The organism is Gordonia sp. UBA5067 (assembly GCF_002414845.1).
Taxonomy (GTDB): Bacteria; Actinomycetota; Actinomycetes; order Mycobacteriales; family Mycobacteriaceae; genus Gordonia; species Gordonia defluvii.
In genome coordinates, this window is record NZ_DIAX01000077.1 from 1 (window position 1) to 15805 (window position 15805).

A 15805-nucleotide genomic window follows, 5' to 3' on the forward strand; every position below is an offset into this window, starting at 1 on the left:
CGCGGATCTGGTGCCGGCGCGCACCCTCATCATCGCGGACCTGTCCGACGACCTCGCGGCGTGTCTGGGGCCGGTGCTCGGTTCGCTCGCCCACCCGGGCGTGTCCGGGCCGGTTGCGCGGGCCGGGCTGATCGCGGTCGGGGCGCGCGCGATCGGGTTGGCCGACATTGCCGAGGCGCTGGCCGGCATCGACCGCCCGGATCGGTGGTGGGCCGACCTCTACGAGGCGCTCGCGCCGCTGGTCGGAACCGCGGGCGACGCCGAGGAGCTCGGCGCGCTACCGGTACCGCGCGTCGACGGCCGGCGCAACCTGGGCGCGCGCGGACTTGGTCTCGCGCCGCCCGGCGTCCGGGCGTCGTGGGCGCCCATGGTCGCCCCCGACGCGGTGCACCCACTCCTCGAACGACTGGGGGCACATCGGGTCGGAATCGGGGAGCTGGTTGCGCATGAGGGCCTCGCCGCCGCGTTGGCCGATGTCGCCGACAACGGCGCCGACGCCGAGGTCCGCGCGCTCGGCGATGAGGTGCTCGCCCTGCTGGCGGCCGATCCGGATGCGGCACTGGCACCCGTCGTGGCCGCCGAGCTCCTCTTGCCCGACAGTGACGGGGAGCTGGTCCATGTGGACGAGCTCTTGCTCCCAGACTCACCATTGGCGGCGGCCCTCGGCGACGACCTGCCGTTTGCACTGGTCGACGCTGCGGTGGCGGATCGGTACGGATCCTCGGCGCTGCGCCGCGCCGGAGTCGGATGGGGGTTCCTGACTATCTCGGCGCAGTGGCCGACCGCGCCGGACCACGACCTCGACGACGAGGATCGGTGGTGGGCGACGCTCCCCGAGCCGCCGGCGGCGATCGTTGCGGTGCGCGACCTTGATCTGGTTCCCGATGACCGTTGGAGCGAGGCTTTGACACTGCTCGCCGGCGACCCGGTGACCGCCCCGCTGCTGGCCGACCGCGACGGCTACACCGCCTGGTGGCTGCGCACGAACGCCCGGATCGATGGCCGCGCGCTGGGGTCCTACCGCAGTCCGGACGCGCCCGCCTTCGCCGGCATCGTGGACCCCCTCGCGCATCCCGCAGCGGCCGCCCTGACCGGGGTCCTCCTGGGCGAAGCCGTGTCCGACGCGGCCTCGGCGGCGGCTCTTCTGACGAACCTCGGAGATCGGAACCGGGTCGTCGAGCCGGGGGCCGCGGTGCGGGCCTACGGCGAGGTCGTCGCCGCGCTCGGACGCCGCGACGTCGATCCCGAAGCGCTGGACGCGCTCCTCGACGGCCGGCCCGGTGTCCGCGTCCTCGACGGGTCGGTGGTCGAGGCTGCGGTGGTGATCGACGCGGTGCACTATCTGTTTGTGGTGGACCCCGGCCGGGCGGTCATCGCCGGCCTGCCGGTCGGTGCCGATGCGGCACACGAACTCGCCGAACTCCTCGATCTTCCGGTGGCGACGGAGGCGGTCGCGGCGCGGGTGGTCGGCGCGGGCCGGGCGACGACGTGGGGTGCCGACGCCGGCACCGTCGTCTTCGCGGCCGAGCAGGGGTTGGTGAACCCGCGCGGGACGGTCGTCGTGCACGACGACCTGATCGTCGCGACCGATACCGGCGACCATCACCTCCGGTGGTGGCGCGACGCTGCCGGCATCACCCACGTCGCACCCGCGACCCGGGCATAGCGACCTCCGATACGGTGGCGCCATGCGAAGCGATCTGTTGGGTGCGATGTCGATCCCGCCGGTGGACACCGGGGTCCTCGGTTTTGTTGTCGACAACCGCAGCGGATTCTGGACGGCCCTCGCGTATGGGCTGAGTTGGCTCGGCTCGACGGCGACGCTGACCGTTGTCACGATAGCGGCCAGCGCGGCATTCGCGGTGTTTCGCCAATGGCGCAGTTCCGCAATGATCCTGGCCGGTTCGTGGTCGGCGTATGTGGTGATGATCGTCCTCAAGCGGGCGTTCGACCGCGACCGTCCGCCGGCCGGGGATCGCCTTGCCCACGCCGCCTATCAGTCGATGCCGTCGGGGCACGCGATGATGAGCGCGGTCGTCTTCGGGCTGATCGCCGTCGCCCTGTTCCGGGGGTCGGCCTGGATCCGCGAGCATCCCGATGTGCTGCTCGCCGCACCGGTCCTGTCGCTCGCCATCGGACTGAGTCGGGTGTATCTCGGTGTGCACTGGATGACCGATGTGGTCGCCGGATGGGTCCTCGGCGCGCTCTGGATCACCGTCGTGGCGACCGTCGCGCGGCTGCGCCACCGGCGTGCTGCGGTGCCCGCTCCCACGGGGTGAGCGGTCCCCGGCAAATGCGGTGAATCACGCTCCGGCCATGAAGTGCTGTTGACCAGCGGGGGCGAATTGTGTGGACCGGGTAACACCAAGGCTGTGTTAACCTACCGGCTGGCAAGTTGCGGCCGTAACAAATTTTCGGTTGCGCGACCCGCTGATGCTGTGCCTGGATGGGGCGCATCGCGACCTGGAGAGAGGCGCTTTGCTGATGGATTCGACCGAGCCCGCGATGATGCGGGTGCCCGATCGTGGTCACGAGAACGAGCCCGCCCGGCGGCGGCGCCTGGACTGGGTCCGCGGCCTGAGCGGTTCCGCACTCAAGTCGCTCGACCGCTTCGATCTGGATCCAGCGCGCTTGGTCGGCAACATCGAGAATCTGGTTGGCAGTGTGGCGATTCCGGTCGGCCTGGCCGGACCGTTGCTGTTCGACGGTAACCGTGCCACCGGGTGGATTCCCGCGCCGTTCGCCACCACCGAGGGTGCGCTGGTCGCCTCGGCGACCCGCGGGGCGCACGCGGTGTCGTGCGCGGGTGGCGTGCGGACCCGGGTCCTCGGCCAGCAGATGGTGCGTTCGCCGCGCTTCGATTTCACCGACATTGTCGCGGCCAGCCGGTTTGCCACCTGGATCGCCGAGCAGACGCAGGACCTGTCCGTGCAGATCGCCGAGGTTTCCCGGCATGCACGTCTGATCGGGCTGGTGCCGTTGCAGATCGGTCGCAGCGTTGACGTGGTGTTCGAGTACGAGACCGGCGATGCCTCCGGGCAGAACATGACGACGGCCTGCACCTGGCGGTCGTGCCTGTGGATCGAGGAGCAACTTGCGCGGCACCCCGAGATGGCGCTGCGCTCGTTCTGCATCGAGGGAAACTCCGCAGGGGACAAGAAACTGAGCCAGCGCGCCCTGGCCAACGGTCGCGGGATGCGGGTCACCGCCGAATGTCACGTCGACGGCGAAACCCTCGAGCGCGTCTTGAAGGTGACCCGCGACGACATGCTGCGTGCCTACGGCATTTGCGTCACCGGCTCGGCGTTGGCGGGCGGCTTCCCGAACGTCAACGTCGCCAACGCGATCGCCGCGGTCTTCGCCGCCACCGGCCAGGACATCGCCTGCGTGCACGAGTCCGGGTCCGGCATCCTCACGATGGAGCCCGACGGCGACGGCATCTACGCCTCCCTGCTGCTGCCTACGCTCTCCATCGGAACCGTCGGCGGCGGCACGCAGCTGCCGCAGCAGAACGACTACCTCGAGATGATCGGCTGCACCGGCACCGGGTCCGCTGCGCGGCTCGGCGAGATCATCGCCGGGTACGCACTCGCCCTCGACCTGTCGACGATGTCGGCGGTGATCGGCGGCCAGTTCGCGACGGCGCACGAGCGTCTCGGCCGCAACCGGCCGGTGCAGTGGTTCACCCGGGACGACCTCAATCCCGCACTCTTGGGGTCGGTGCTCGATGCCGGTGCGGTCACCGCCGTCGACGTCGTCGGTGACACCGACGGCAACAGTGTCATCAGCGAACTCACCCAGCGGGTGTCGACGCAGAAGCTGGTGGGCGTCTTTCCGGTGGACGTCACCATCGACGGCGGGGCAGAACCGCTCGAACTGATCGTCAAGTCCAAGCCGCTGGACACCGAGGTGATGCTTGCCGCGCACCGCATGGTGACCCTGGCCGGCGGGCGCCTGTCCGAGGCGTGGTCGCGCGGTGGTGATGCCAGCGGGTTCCTCGGCACCCACATGCGTGAGCTGCAGCTGTACCGCGAGCCGGCGGTGGCCGCCGGACTGCTGCCGCATTGCTACGGGATTGTCGAGGACCCCGCACGCGAGGCCTTCCTCCTGTTCCTGGAGCGCTTGGGCGACGATGTGATTCTGATCGATTCGGCGGAGCGGCCGCAGGACTGGCGGCCCGAACACATCACCGGTGCGCTCACCGGGATAGCCCGCCTGCACGGGCGGTGGTATGGCCGGGTCGGCGAACTCGGTGAATTGGACTGGCTCGGCGAGCCCACCGAACCGGCGCGCGTGATCGACATGAGCGAACTCTGGCTGGGGCTGTTCGAGCACCATAAGAAGGAGTATCCGGACCTGCTCGACGATGCCTGGCTGGCGCAGATCGTCGCCTGGATCGACGACAGCGCCGACTGGTGGCCGGAGATGGCGGGCCTGCCACAGACCCTGGTGCACAACGATTTCAACTCGCGGAACATCGGTTTGCGCGTGGTCGCCGATGCTCCGGAGCGGTTTGAGTTGGTGGCCTACGACTGGGAGCTCGCCACCGTGCACCTGCCCCAGCGGGACCTGGTGGAATTCCTCTCCTACGTGCTGACGCCCGACACCGATCTCGACACGATCCGCGGCTACGTGGAATTCCATCGTGCAGCGGTGGCCGCCGCCGCGGGGGTCGCCATTGACCGCGACGAGTGGGCGCGCGGCTTCCAGCTCGCCCTCGCGGACTTCGTGATGCGCCGGATCTCCCTGTACCTGATGGTGCACACACTGCGCCGGCTGCCGTACATCGAGCGCGTGGTGAACGTGTGCCGACGACTGAGCGAGGTCTGACCACCATGCGGGTACACCACTTGAACTGCGGCACGATGCTCGGCGGAGCCGTGGTCTCACACTGCCTGCTGATCGAGCGCGACGATGCCCTGGTACTGATCGATACCGGCTACGGTCGCGCCGATATCGCCGAGCCGGATCGGGTCCTGGGGCTTTCGCACCGCTTGCTACGGCCAGTGCTGGACCCCGCGGAAACCGCCTACGCGCAGATCGAAGCGCTGGGACTTGAGCCCCGCGACGTGACGGACATCGTGTTGACGCACTTGGACTACGACCACGCCGGCGGGCTGGCGGACTTCCCCTGGGCACGGGTGCACGTGCACGACCGCGAATATCGCGCGGCCATGCACCCGGGTCGTACCGGCCGCGTCCGGTATCGCCGGGAGCAGTATGCCCACGGCCCGAACTGGCAGCTCAGCCAGGCCGGTCACGGCGGCGATCGCTGGTTCGGCTTCGCCGGGGTGCATGAACTCGCCGGCCTGCCCGGGCTGGCAATGGTGCCGTTGTACGGGCACACGACCGGGCACGTCGGGATCGCGGTGAACGTCGACGGTGGGTGGCTGCTGCATGCCGGCGACGCCTACGTGTCTGCGCTGCAACTGAATCGATACCTGCCGGGCCTGCTGCTCGGCGGTGCAGCATTCGGCGATCCAGATCCGCTGCTGGCCGCGCGGCGGGTGCGCACCGCGGCACGTCTGGCCGCGCTGGTGCAGCAGCACGGCGACGAGGTCACCGTCTTCTGCGCCCACGATGCGCACGCCTACGGCGAACTGGCCCGTCACAACCCCACCCCATCCCCCGAATCGAAAGAGGCATGATGGCGCTGTCCGAACTGACACCGGAATCCAACCTCGGCCTCCGACTGCTCGCCTACTCGAATGAGCGGTTTCCGCTCTGGCAGGCCGCCGGGCAGTTCCCGATGTTCCTCACCGCCTACACCGTGGGCCGCATGATGGTGGGCGAGCGCCCGGCGTTCACCCTCAACCTATTCCTGGGCTGCCTCGCCCTCATCGCGTACACCCTGATGGTCCGCTGCATCGACGACCACAAGGATGCCCCCCACGACAACGCGTACTACCCGGAGCGGGTGCTGCAGCGGGGGATCGTCACCTTCACGAACCTGAAGGTCGTCGCGATCCTCTGCGTGCTGCTGATCGTGGGCGTTTCGCTCTACATCGACCGCGGTATCGGCCTGGCCACGATGTGGTTGTTGCTGATCTTCATCACCAACAACCTGGTGCAGTTCGTCCAGGTCAAATGGGCATCACTGGGGGAGTGGCTGGAGGCGCGGCGCGTGCTGCTGGCGCTGACGGTGATCCCGTTCTGGGGGTTCGGCTCGGTGTGGGCCGCCCAGATGGGTGCCGGCAAACAACTGGTGACGGCGCAAGTCTGGTGGCTAGTCGCGAGTTGGTGCGTGGCGGCCCTCTTGCTGGAGATCGCCCGCAAGTCGCGGACCCCGGAGGACACCCGCGACTCGGTCGTCGACTACACCAAGGAGACGAGTTCGTGGACCACCTCACTGGGGCTGCGCGGCACAGTGGTGACGTTGCTGGTCCTGGCCACGGCGGTCACCGCGATCGAAGCAGGCATGCTGAACGCCCTCGGGGTCGGCGTGTGGTGGGCCTACCTGGCGCTGGGGCTGACACTGCTGCTCCCGATCGGTGCGGGCATCCGGTTTGCGGTGCGTCCCGACCGCTTCACCGCCAAGGACGTCTCCGAGACCTCCGCCGGGCTGTGGCTGATCGGGCAGATCATTTGCTCGGTCGCACTGTTCCTGGTCCACTGAGCGGCCGATAGTCCAATGACGGAGTTCGCGGTTGTCGGCGCATCGGTGGCGTTGCCCGGTGTCACCGACCTTGCCGGTTTGCACGACGATCTGCTTGCCGCCCGCGTGCATATCGAGGGGCTCAGTGACGCCGATCTGGCTGCGGCGCGACGTGCCGGCGTCGATGTCGGGCATCCCCGGTACGTTCCGGTCGGCACCGATTTGCCCGAGGCCGGACGATTCGATGCCGCATTCTTCGATATGACGCCGGCCGAGGCGCAGTGGACAGACCCACAGCAGCGACTCCTGCTGACCTTGACCCACCGTGCCATCGAGTCCGCGGGTGCAGTGGTCGGCGGCGACGGAGTCGGCGTGTACACGACGGTCTCGTCGTCGAGCTACCTGGACGGACGGGTCTCCGCCGCCGACCGGCCGGTGCTGGGCAGCATGGACTACCGATCGCTGGTGGGCAACGATCGCGACTTCGCGGCCAGCCGGATCGCGCACCGCTTCGGGTTCACCGGTCCGGCGATCACCGTACAAAGCGCCTGCTCGAGTTCCCTGGTCGCACTACACCAGGCGTGTTTGGCGCTCAGCTGCGGAGACATCGACGTCGCCCTGGTAGCAGCTGCATCGATCGCTTTTCCGCAGCGCATCGGTTACCGGTTCGCCGATGGCGGCATCATGTCGCCGACGGGGCGCTCCCGGCCCTTCGACGTGCAGGCAGACGGCACGGTCCGCGGCACCGGGGGCGGCGCCGTGCTGCTGCGGCGGCTCGACGATGCGCTGGCCGGCCCGGACGCTGTCCTGGGCATCGTGTCCGGTACCGCAGTCAACAACGACGGTGGCACGGCGATCAGCTACTCCGCGCCCTCTGCGGGAGGACAGCAGCGCGTGCTCACCGCAGCACTCGCCCGCTCGGGCGCCGCCGCCGGCAGCGTGCGGTATATCGAGGCGCACGGCACCGGTACGGCACTGGGCGATCCCATCGAGTTCCGGGCGCTGCGCCGCGTCTACGACGACCCCGGCGCCGCCCTCCCCGAGTGCGGTCTCGGCGCGGCCAAGGCGGCCTACGGGCACCTTGACACCGCCGCCGGGATGATCGGCCTACTCAAGACCATCTCGGTCCTGCGTCACCAGACGGTGTATGCGCAGCCGGGCTTCACCGAGCCCAACCCCAGTCTCGACCTGGCCGGGTCTCGGTTCGCGATTGCCTGGGAGCCGGCGGCGGCCGACGTGCCGTTCGCCGCGGTCAGCTCATTCGGGATGGGCGGGACCAATGCACACGTGGTGCTGCGGCGGCCTCCGGAGCCCGCATCCACCCACGCGGACGGCCCGGCGACGATAGTGCTCTCCGCGCGCACCCCGGCCGGCTTGGCGCGCTATCGCCGTGACCTCGCCGACTTCCTGACCGCGCACCCGGGCCTGTCCGTCCACGACGTCGGCGCCACGCTGGACGCCCGTACCGCCGCAGACGTCACCTGGCGGCACACGGCGACCACACTGAGCGACTTGGTGACCGCGCTTGCCGGAGGGTCCGGCGATGACGCCCCGGGCACGACGTCCGCGGTGGGGCGCCCCATCCTGCTACCGGTTGCACCGCTCGATGAGCGGGAACTGATGCTGCCACTCGTTTCGGACAGTCAGCCGGCGGCGGCGGTGTCGGCCGGCCCGGCGCGGCCCGACGTGGCCGAGGCCTTCCGTCGCCTGGTGATGGCGGAAATCGGCGTCCCCGTGCCCACCGGTGCCGACTTCTACGAACTCGGTGGCGAGTCGATGGGGCTGGTGTCAGTGGTCGGCAAACTTGCCGATGCCGTCGGCTTCTCGCCCGACTTCACGCGCCTCGACGGCCTCACCGGCGTCGACCCGATGGCCGCCGAACTAGCCGCCCAGGCGGCTGCCGAACTTGCCGCCCAGGCGGCTGCCGAACTTGCCGCCCAGGCGGCCGTGACCCAGCCGGCGACGGATGCCCGGCGGCCCGCCGGACTCATCGCGATGGGGGACGGTGAGCCGCTGGCGTACCTGTATCCGCCTGCCGGCGGTACCAACTTCTGCTACACGGCGCTGCGCCGGTCGGCGCCGCAGCTGTCGTTTGCGGCCTTCCGAGCGGTGCGGCCGGGCGACTCGGTGCCCGACGTGGCGACCGCCTGTGTCACGACCCTTGTCGACGGCGGACATGTCCGCGACGACATGGTCGTCGGCGGCTACTCGTTCGGCGGCAACGTCGCGCTGGAGATCTGCCGGCAATTGGAGGGCCGCGGCGTGCGGATCGGCCGGGTGCTGTTGATCGACTCGTTCGCACCGGACGCCTTCGGTGCGCCGGGTTCGGATGCCACCGGCCTGGGCGTGGAGGTGGCCGACCTGTTGGCCACCGCGGCCGGTGCGCTGCCGGACTACCGTGCCGACGCCCGGGAGCAACAATTGCGCGACTACTTCACCGAGATCTGGCTGGAGAACTGCGCGGCCTTGAACGCGTATCGGCCGGCGGCCGCGGTGACCGCGCCGATCACCCTGTTGCGCGCGCGCACCCCGCTGAGCGCGCCGCGATCGGCCGCCCTGGGGATCGACCCCGACCGCACCGCCGACTGGGCTGGCTGGACCCGGTCCGGATTTCAGGTGATCGACGTCCCCGGCGATCACTACAGCGTCTTCACCAACGCGGCCCATCGTGCGGTGACCGCGGCGGTGGTGGCGCGGGTACTCACCGGTGCTGCCGACCGAAAGGCCACTCGATGACGACGCGCGACAGCCTGCCCGCCTCCCCGATTCAGCGCCGCATCGTGCTGGCCGCCGAGCTGCGGCCCGACGATCCGGCGCCGAACTGGGCGCTCGCCTCGTCGTTGCCGGGCCAAACCGATCCGGGCCGGTTCGCCGCGGCGGTGGCCTCGGTGCTGAACGAGAGTCGCGCGTTCACCGAGTCGTTCGAGCTGACCGCCGAGATGGATGTGCTGGTCCGCCGCGACGGCATCGTCCACGACGTACCGGTGGTCTCCTACCCGGACGAGATGGCGGTGGCAGGTCGGGCCGGCGAAATCGGCGACGTCGTCTACCCGCCGTCGGCGGCCCGACAGTTCCACGCGGAGGTTGCGACCTGCGGCGAGGACGCCTACTTCCTTTTTGCGGGCTCGCATGCCGTCTCCGATGGCTTCGGCTACCTGCAGCTGATCGAGGATTTCGCCGCGCGCTATCGGGACATGGCGGCCGAGCTGCCCGATTCGAGCTCCTCGGCGGAGGTCCTCGAGCGGCTCGATCGCCCCCGGGCCGAGGCCGTCGACTACTTCCGCGCGTTGTTCGCCGGGATTGAGGATCTCTCGGTGCCAGGGTGGGATCGCCGGGACGAGTTTGGCCGCATTCCCGGCTCGATCGGCCGGCATGATCTCGATCCCGAGCTCTACCGGGCCGCCGGTGCACTCGCCGGGCAGGTCGGCGTCCGCCGCTACTCGGTGCTGGTGGCGGCCTTGGCCGTGACCGTTTCGGCAATGACCGGGGCCGACAGCGTGGTGATCGCCACCCCGATGGCCAACCGCCGCTGCGGCCCGTCGGCGGCGCGCACCCGCGGTGTCCGGGTCAACGTTCTGCCACTGCGCTTCGACCTGGATCCCGAACTCACCGTCGTCGACCTGGCCCTGGTCGCCGACAGTCAACTGGACCAGTTGATCGAGTTTGAACAGCATCCGTTTTCCGAGTTCGCGCGATCGGTGGTCGCCGCCGACGGGCTTGACGCGGCAGCGCCCTCGGTCGGTTTCACGCTGTACCCGCGGCCACTGGCCGTCGCGGTCGACGGCACATCCGGCCGTCCCGTCCACGTCGACCGCCGCTTTCTGCAGCGGCCGCTGTCGGTGACGGTGGAGGTGGGCGACGACGCGAAGCAGTTGATCGTCGAACGCGCCGACCATCTTCCGCCGGTCGACGTCGCCGGGATGTATCAGCACGTGCTGGCCCATGCCGTCGGCGGTCCGGGGAAACGGTTGATCGGCGAGCTCGTTTGGGATGTCGAGACGCTCACCTCACGGGTCGATGCGTCGACCGAATTCCCGACCGCGACCCTGGTGTCGGTGTTCGCCGACGCGGTGGCCGCTCATCCGGATCGGCCGGCGGTCATCACCGACGACGTGGTCCTGACTTTCGGCGAGCTCGCCGAGCGGGTCGGTGTCGTCGCGCGGTGGCTCGACGAGAACGCCGGCCACCACGTCGCCGTTTCGTTGCCGGCAGGTCCGCAGTTGGTCGCCACGATGCTCGCGGTCTTCGCGTCGGGGCGGGTGTACGTGCCGATCGACCCGGACAACCTCGCCGTGCGGCTGCCGAAGATCGCCCAGGCGATACGCGGCCTGACGGTGGTTGTTCCGGCCGGCGCGGTCGCCGCCGCAGCCGCGCGTTCCGGGGATGCCGTGGTGCTGTGCGAGCCGCTGGATCTGCCGGCCGGCGCCTGGCCGCCGGCCCCGGTCGATCCCGATCAGGTTGCGTACATTTTTTTCACCTCGGGCAGCACCGGTGTTCCCAAAGGGGTTCAGATCACCCACGGGGCGGCTGGCCGATTCTTTGCCGGCCTACAGGCCGACACCGGGATCGGTGCGGCGCGATGGCTCAATTTCCACTCCATTTCGTTTGATATCTCGATGGTGGAGTTATTGTCGGGACTGGCGGCCGGGGGTGCGGTGGTGATTCCCGAACTCGCGGTCAAGCGCGATCCGGATGCGCTCGCCGCGTTCGTCGACCGCCATCAGGTGGAGATCGTCTCCCAGACTGCCTCGGCGTTCAGCATTTTTGCCGACCGACTGGTCGCCGCACCCTCGATCACCCACATCATCCAGGCGGGGGAGCGACTCGATTTCGCCGCCGCTGGTCCGTTCGTCTCGGCCCGGCCCGATGTGACGGTGATCAACGCCTACGGCATTACCGAGACGGTGATGTACCACACGGCCTACCGGCTGCCGGCTGATCCGGCGGATTTCCCCGACGAATCGGTGATCGGCCGCCCGTTCGCCGACATGTCGATGGAAGTGGTCGACGATGAGCTCCGCGTGCTGCCGCGCGGGGTCATCGGGCAGCTCGCGGTGGGCGGTGCGGGCCTGATGGCGGGCTATCTGGATGCCGAGGCGACCGCTCGCGTGCTGCGCCGCGTGAACGGTCGTCTGGTGTACCTCACCGGTGACCGCGGATACCTCAATGCCGACGGTGACTTCGTAATCCTCGGCCGCAACGACGGCCAGGTGAAGCTCCGGGGTCACCGCTGCGAGCTCGGCGAAGTCGAGAACGCCTGCCTGCACAGTGGTCTGATGTCGGTCGCCCGCGCACTGGTGATCGGGTCGGGACTGGAAGCCGAGCTGGTTTGCTTCGGCGTCCCCGTCGACGGTGCCACCGAGGCGGCCATCCGCGACCGGCTCGCCGGCGAGTTGCCGAGATATGCCATCCCCGACCGGGTGATCCTGATCGACGCACTGCCGACGACGGTCAACGGCAAGGTGGATCGCGACAGTCTGATTCGCTGCTACACCGACACCGATCAGGTGGACGGTCCGATTGCGGGTGCGGTCGGCGATAGCCGGATGCAAACCGTTGTCGAACAGATCTGGGGCGCAGTGCTGGACGGCGCCGAATTCGGTCCGGACACCAGGTTTTTCGATGCCGGTGGCACTTCGGCGACGGTACTGCGGGTCCGCGAGCTACTGCGCCGCGAGCTCGGACGGCAGATCGACGTCGTCGACCTGTTCGAGTACTGCACGCCCCGGGCCCTCGCGGGCTTCCTCGAGGAGCAGGCCGCTGCGAACACCGCCCCAACGAAGGAGTACCAGTGAGTCTGGAATCGCCGACCCGCGCCGATGCCGCCGAGTTCCACGACCTGTGCGCGTGGATCGACACGCCGCCGCCGGACGGGCTGATCCGGGTGGCGAACGATGACGGCGAGACGTGGACGACCCGCTCGCACGTGGAGGTCGCGACCGCGGTGCGGGCCTTCGCCGCTGTCCTTGCCGCGGCCGGCGTGGGTTCGGGGGATACCGTCGCCGTCGCCGTGCCCACCGGATTCGACGCAATCACCGCTATCTTCGGCGCGTGGCGCGCGGGCGCGGCCATCAGCATGCTGCCGCCGCCGGTCCTGGGTGGGGGGGAGGACTACCGCACCCATTTGACCGCGCTACTCGGCAACGCCGGCGCGTCGGCGGTCGTGGTGGCCCCGGAACTGAGGGACATACTCGCCGGTCCCGCCGAACAGGCCGGCATCACCACCCTGCTGCAGGTGGGCGAGACTGCCATCGGGGCCGCTGTGCTTCGCCGTCGGGCGCTGACGGCCGACGACACCGCCGTCGTGCAATTCACCTCTGGCTCATCGGGCACGCCGAAGGGTGTTCGCATTTCCTGGCGCAACCTGTCCTCCAACACGGGATTCATCCTCGCCTCTGGCGGCTGGCAGACTGGCGACTCGACGTCGAGCTGGCTCCCGCTCTACCACGACATGGGACTGGTCGGCGGGCTGCTCACCACCCTCGCCCGCGGCGGTGACCTGTGGCTGATGCGGCCGGACCACTTCATCCGCGACCCGCGGCAGTGGCTGCGATCGCTCGCCCAGTGCCAGCACACCGTTGCCCCCTCCTTCGGGTTGGGCTATGCGGCCCGCCGGGTGACGGCACCGGAGGTCGCCGGTCTCGACTACTCCAGGCTGCGCACGGTGATCACCGGGGCCGAGCCGATCGGATCAGCCGACATGGCCGGCTTCAGTGCCCTGCTTACTCCCGGCGGTTTCGACGTTGAGGCGCTGCGCCCGGCATATGGGCTGGCCGAGGCCACCCTGATGGTCACGATGACCGGCCGCGGGCCCTTGCGCGCCATGCGCATCGACGCCGCCGACGCCGCCTTCGGCGCCCCCGTCCGCATCCACGACGAGACCGTCTTCGCCGGCGACGAGTTTGTCGGCGACGGCTGGATCTGGGCGCTCGGCACAACTGCGCCCGATTCTGGGCTGACCATCGTCGACGACGACGGCGCGCCCCTGCCGGCCGGAGTGCTCGGCGAGATCGTCGTCCGCGGGCCGGGCGTGGCGGTGGACTATCGGCCAGGAGTGACCGCCGACGCCGGGGCCGGCGCTACCGCGATCGACGGCGATGAGCTCCGCACCGGTGATGCGGGCTTCGTGCACGACGGTGCGCTGTACGTTCTCGGCCGGATGGGAACGAGCCTCAAGGTGCGCGGCAAGGCATTGTTCATGGAAGCAGTCGACGAGCGCATCGCGGCGGAGACCGGGGTGCCCAAACAGCGAATCGCCGCCGTCGCGATGCAGGACGGCAGCACCAATCCAGGGCTGGTGCTGTTCGCCGAAGAACCTCCCGGCGAGTGGATGGCGAAGGCGCGGAACCTGCTTCGGGCTGATCTGGGTCCGGCGCCGCGGATCGTGCTGGTCACCGGGACGCGCGGCCTGATCTTGCGCACATCGAGTGGGAAGCCGCGCCGCCGGGTAATGTGGGAGCGGTTCCGGACCGCCGGTTTCGGTGCCGACGTCGTGGTGCACACCGGTGACGGCGCATCCGGTCAGGGCACCATCGAGGACCGGCGGGCGTCGCTATCGACCCTGCGCGACACGGAGATCGGCACCCTGCTCGATCATGCGCTGACCCGGGTCGAGGTGGATTCGCGGGCATCGATCGTGCTGGAGGGATCGATTGCGGAGGGCTTCGGCAACGAGGGCTCCGATATCGACTTCCTGGTGATCTCCCCGGGTGACGCGAATACCCCAGACATGCCGACGGTCCTCTTCGTCGACGGACGCCGCGTGGAGGTCCGGACCCGCTCCGAGCGGCAACTGCGCGATCAGCTCGCCTATGCCCGCACCGCCCTCGAGGCCTCCGACGACATTCTGATCGGCCTCGATCAGGACGTGCTCAACCGGTGCCAGCGGTTTCTGCGGGCGGCGACGGTCCGCTCCGGTGACGTCGACGTGGCCGCGGTCAAAGCGGCCCTGCCCTATGACAGCTTTGCCACGGTGATGAACATGTGGTGGCGCGCCCGGGCGGCCCAAGCACTGCGACAGGGTCTGGCGATGTCGGTGCTCGGGCAGGCAGACGGCCCGGCATGGATGCGTGACGGTCTGCTGCAGGCGCTCAAGAGCTGGGCCGCCGCGGCCGGCGAGACATACCTCGAGTCGAAGTGGACCGGCCCGCAACTCGATCGCATCGGCGACGCCGGCGTGACCGATCGCTATGACCGGTTCGATGCGGCGCTCGCGGCCGGCCGTGCCGATCCCGCGCAGGTGCTCGCTTTCGCCCGCGAGCTGGGTGTCGACGTCGCGGGCGGCGAAGACTCGATCGTGCTGGCACGGGCCCCCGGGGTAACGTCCTGGCCGATCGACGGACACGTCCACGTGGTGCGCGGAAAGCAGGATGTCTTCGTACTCGGCGAGCATGCGGCGCAATGCTGGCGCGCGGTGGTCTTCAGCCGTCCCTTGGTCGAGCTGGCCGGTCGTCTCGGCGCAACAGGCCGGGCGACGGTGGCCGAATTCGTGCGGCTCGGACTGGTCGGATTGCGCTGGTCCGGTGGCGGTCCGCTCGTCCCGGCCGTCGCGATGGTCAAACCGCAGCGGCCGGTCACCCCGCCGCCGTCGGCGCAGGTTCTGGTCCTCGGCCTCAGTGGTGGCGCCGTCGAGCGCCGGATCACCCTGAGTCCGCTGCCGGCGCAGCGCTTCGTGGAATGCGCCTCGGCCCTGGTCTGGTCCAACGTGCTGATCGAGAATGCCCGCGAAGACCTGATGGGCGCGCTCGCGCAACAGCAACTGCGAGTCGCCGATCGGGCTGCCGATCGGTTGGTCAAGGCGGCTGTCCGTGCGGTGCTGTCGGCCGCCGGCGTCAGTCCGCTACCGGCCGACGTCGCCCCCGCCGACACCCTGGAGTGGCTACTGCCGGCGGCATTCCCCCAGCGAGGCGAGCTGCTCGACCGGGTACGGGCGGCCGCGGCGGCGAGCTTCGCCGCGGCCGATGGTGCTGCCGGCACCGTCGAAGAGCTCGACGGCATGGTTGCGCTCGTCCGGTCCGCTGCCGGGATCACGTTCCCGGCGTCGTTCAACTCGTATGCGCAGTGGCGGGCGACGCTCGACATCGCCTACGACTGGTTGCGCCTGGCGGCCTATCTCGATGCAGAGCTGCCGATCGACGAGGTCGCCGATCTGCTCGCCTCCGGTGGTACGCAGCCACACGAACCGAGCGCCTGATGTCCCGAAGCACCCAA

General features: G+C 69.6%; 7 protein-coding genes and 1 pseudogene. All 8 read left to right on the forward strand.

Features of this window, described 5'->3' with window-relative positions:
* Window positions 1-1666, forward strand: a pseudogene (locus B4M62_RS12580) (hypothetical protein); the annotation flags it as partial.
* Window positions 1667-1688: 22 nt separating this feature from the next.
* On the forward strand, window positions 1689-2279 hold the full coding sequence (locus tag B4M62_RS12585) for a phosphatase PAP2 family protein (RefSeq protein WP_290713463.1): 591 nt from the start codon (window positions 1689-1691) through the stop codon (window positions 2277-2279).
* A 205-nt stretch (window positions 2280-2484) separates the two neighbouring features.
* On the forward strand, window positions 2485-4830 hold the full coding sequence (locus B4M62_RS12590; protein WP_290713466.1) for a hypothetical protein: 2346 nt from the start codon (window positions 2485-2487) through the stop codon (window positions 4828-4830).
* 5 nt (window positions 4831-4835) lie between these two features.
* On the forward strand, window positions 4836-5648 hold the full coding sequence (locus B4M62_RS12595; protein WP_290713469.1) for an MBL fold metallo-hydrolase: 813 nt from the start codon (window positions 4836-4838) through the stop codon (window positions 5646-5648).
* Window positions 5648-6616, forward strand: coding sequence for a hypothetical protein (locus B4M62_RS12600; protein WP_290713472.1), 969 nt, complete (start codon window positions 5648-5650; stop codon window positions 6614-6616). Before B4M62_RS12595 ends, B4M62_RS12600 begins: the two co-directional genes overlap by 1 nt.
* A gap of 15 nt (window positions 6617-6631) precedes the next feature.
* The gene (locus tag B4M62_RS12605) at window positions 6632-9331 is read left to right on the forward strand and encodes a beta-ketoacyl synthase N-terminal-like domain-containing protein (protein ID WP_290713475.1); all 2700 of its coding nucleotides are present in this window, start codon (window positions 6632-6634) and stop codon (window positions 9329-9331) included.
* Window positions 9328-12390, forward strand: coding sequence for a non-ribosomal peptide synthetase (locus tag B4M62_RS12610; RefSeq protein ID WP_290713478.1), 3063 nt, complete (start codon window positions 9328-9330; stop codon window positions 12388-12390). The genes B4M62_RS12605 and B4M62_RS12610 overlap by 4 nt, the downstream gene beginning before the upstream one ends.
* On the forward strand, window positions 12387-15788 hold the full coding sequence (locus B4M62_RS12615; protein ID WP_290713481.1) for an AMP-binding protein: 3402 nt from the start codon (window positions 12387-12389) through the stop codon (window positions 15786-15788). Before B4M62_RS12610 ends, B4M62_RS12615 begins: the two co-directional genes overlap by 4 nt.
* The last annotated feature ends 17 nt before the right edge of the window (window positions 15789-15805 follow it).

Bases quoted from the DNA above. Each gene is read 5' to 3' on its own strand.
- B4M62_RS12610 (WP_290713478.1), top strand. From the start codon at position 9,328: ATGACGACGCGCGACAGCCTGCCCGCCTCCCCGATTCAGCGCCGCATC.
- B4M62_RS12600 (WP_290713472.1), top strand. From the start codon at position 5,648: ATGGCGCTGTCCGAACTGACACCGGAATCCAACCTCGGCCTCCGACTG.
- B4M62_RS12585 (WP_290713463.1), top strand. From the start codon at position 1,689: ATGCGAAGCGATCTGTTGGGTGCGATGTCGATCCCGCCGGTGGACACC.
- B4M62_RS12595 (WP_290713469.1), top strand. From the start codon at position 4,836: ATGCGGGTACACCACTTGAACTGCGGCACGATGCTCGGCGGAGCCGTG.
- B4M62_RS12605 (WP_290713475.1), top strand. From the start codon at position 6,632: ATGACGGAGTTCGCGGTTGTCGGCGCATCGGTGGCGTTGCCCGGTGTC.
- B4M62_RS12590 (WP_290713466.1), top strand. From the start codon at position 2,485: ATGGATTCGACCGAGCCCGCGATGATGCGGGTGCCCGATCGTGGTCAC.